Raw genomic sequence first — 2,386 nt, 5'->3', positions numbered from 1 at the left:
CAGTCTTCAGCAGAAGATGAAGCCGTGAGTTTTGCACTACCAGCCAACGCATTCACGGATGTGGATGGCGATGCACTGACCTTGAGTGCAACGCTGGTTGGGGGTGCGGCGCTGCCGGACTGGCTGATGTTTGATGCTGCTCCGGGGAGTTTCTCGGGCACACCGCCGCAGGGCTTCAATGGTACATTGAGTGTCACGGTGACGGCCAGCGATGGGTCTCTTTCAGCAAGCGATGCCTTTGCTCTTGAGATTACACCTGTGAACGATGCCCCTGTCGGGGCGGATGATACTATTGGTCCAAATGAATTCCTAGTCAATGAATTCACCGATGACTGGCAAGCCGAGCCGAGTGTGACAACCCTCGCCAATGGCCATTTCGTCGTCACCTGGCAGTCTCGTGACGGGCAGCAAGGCGATCCATCCGGTTATGCCATCAAAGCGCGTATTTTCGATGCGGATGGCACCGAGGTGGTCAGTGAATTCCAGGTCAATGAATTCACCGAATACAATCAAATGCGTCCGAACATGACAACCCTCGCCAATGGCGATTTTGTTGTCACCTGGCAGTCTGATGATCGGCAGCAAGGCGATACGTTCAGTCCTGCCATCAAGGCCCGCATTTTCGATGCGGATGGCACCGAGATCGTCAGCGAGTTCCTCGTCAATGAATTTACCGATAGCTGGCAATACCACCCGAGTGTGACAACCCTCGCCAATGGCCATCTCGTTATCACCTGGCATTCTGATGACGGGCAGCAAGGTGATACGTCCGGTTCTGCCATCAAGGCCCGTATTCTTGATGCGACTGGTGACGAGATCGTCAGTGAATTCCAGGTCAATGAATTCACCAATGGCTCTCAATGGTTTCCAAGTGTGACAGCCCTCGCCAATGGCGGTTTTGCGGTCACTTGGGAGTCTGATGATCGGCTGCAAGGCGATACGTCCGGTACTGCCATCAAAGCCCGTATTTTTGATGAGAATGGCGTTGAGACCGTCAGCGAGTTCCTCGTCAATGAATTCACCAATGGCACTCAGAGCGACCCGAGTGTTACAGCACTTGCCAATGGCGACTTCGTCGTCACCTGGCAGTCTTATGACGGGCAGCAAGGCGATACTTCCAATTCTGCCATCAAGGCGCGTATTTTCGATGCCGATGGCGTTGGGATCGTCAGTGAATTCCTGGTCAATGAATTTACCAATAACACTCAAAGCGACCCGAGTGTTACAGCGCTCGACAATGGCCAATTCGTCGTCACTTGGATGTCTAGTGACGGGCAGCAAGGCGATACGTCTAATACTGCCATCAAGGCCCGTATTTTCGATGCAAACGGTGTTGCTCAAGGCTATAATCTTATCACAGAATATGATGTCAGCTTGATTGATACAGCCACCCTTCTTGCCAATGACAGTGATATCGACGGGGATGCACTCACGATTACAGCTGTCTCTGCTACGAGTACGCATGGCGCAGCCCTGACGCTAAACACCGATGGGACCATCAGTTATGATCCAACCGACGCAGATGCTGTTCAAGTGGCAATTGGTCAGACACTGACGGATACATTCACCTATACGGTCGATGACGGCAATGGCGGAGAGAGCACCGCAACCGTTTCACTTGAGGTTATTGGAACGAACGAAGGTGGCGATGGCAATGACATCATACATGGCGGTGATGGTGATGACACCCTTTATGGCCGCGCTGGCGATGACATCCTGTATGGTGGCGCTGGCGATGACAACCTAGAGGGCGGCGATGGCAATGACATCCTAGAAGGCGGCAATGGCAATGATCGGCTTGATGGCGGTGCCGGAAGTGACGAATTTGTTTTTCGCGCCAGTTTTGGAGACGACCGCATTAGCTTCGATTATGGCACTGACCATATCAGAATTGATATCCCAGGTATATTCTACTCTGATTTGGATTATCAGCCGTCCCAGGACCCCTTTTTCTCCACTGTTGTTGTTCCCGGGCACGGTACGATTCAAGGCCTAGACCCCGCATTTCTGACTGCAGATGACTTCCTCTTCGGGTAGGGTGGCTCCTTTCAAAGGCAGGCTTAAACACCTTCGCTATGGCGCATTGCTAGCAATCGTGGTGCTCGGTTCTGGACGAGCATCGAAGGTCAGCTTGGTGGCCTACTTACCTGAGCCAACTAAAACAGGCATGTCCGCTTTACGCCAATCCCGGATATCTACGAGAAGTCAGCAAAGTCTAAGGTTTGTGGCTGCTGTCAGCGCGAGCTGCAGCGGCGATAAATCTGACAAGGAGGAAAGCACGGGCGGCTTTCGCGTCTATGGGGATTGCGTGTTACCGCCGCGTTGGTCGAGTATCGGATCGGCAGCCGCGGCGGTCGTGTCTGGCGCGGATGCGTTGGCTGCCATG

The 2,386-nt window shown here is 53.3% G+C and carries 1 protein-coding gene; it reads left to right on the top strand.

Features of this window, described 5'->3' with window-relative positions:
- Positions 1–2,037, top strand: a 2,037-nt coding sequence (locus tag ACFWW2_RS08000; RefSeq protein ID WP_393927439.1) for an Ig-like domain-containing protein, incomplete at its 5' end; no start/stop codon positions are given.
- Between the last annotated feature and the right edge of the window lie 349 nt (positions 2,038–2,386).

It is taken from the genome of Yoonia sp. R2-816, assembly GCF_046762905.1.
Taxonomy (GTDB): Bacteria; Pseudomonadota; Alphaproteobacteria; order Rhodobacterales; family Rhodobacteraceae; genus Yoonia.
This window is presented reverse-complemented; position numbering and strand designations above follow the sequence as displayed.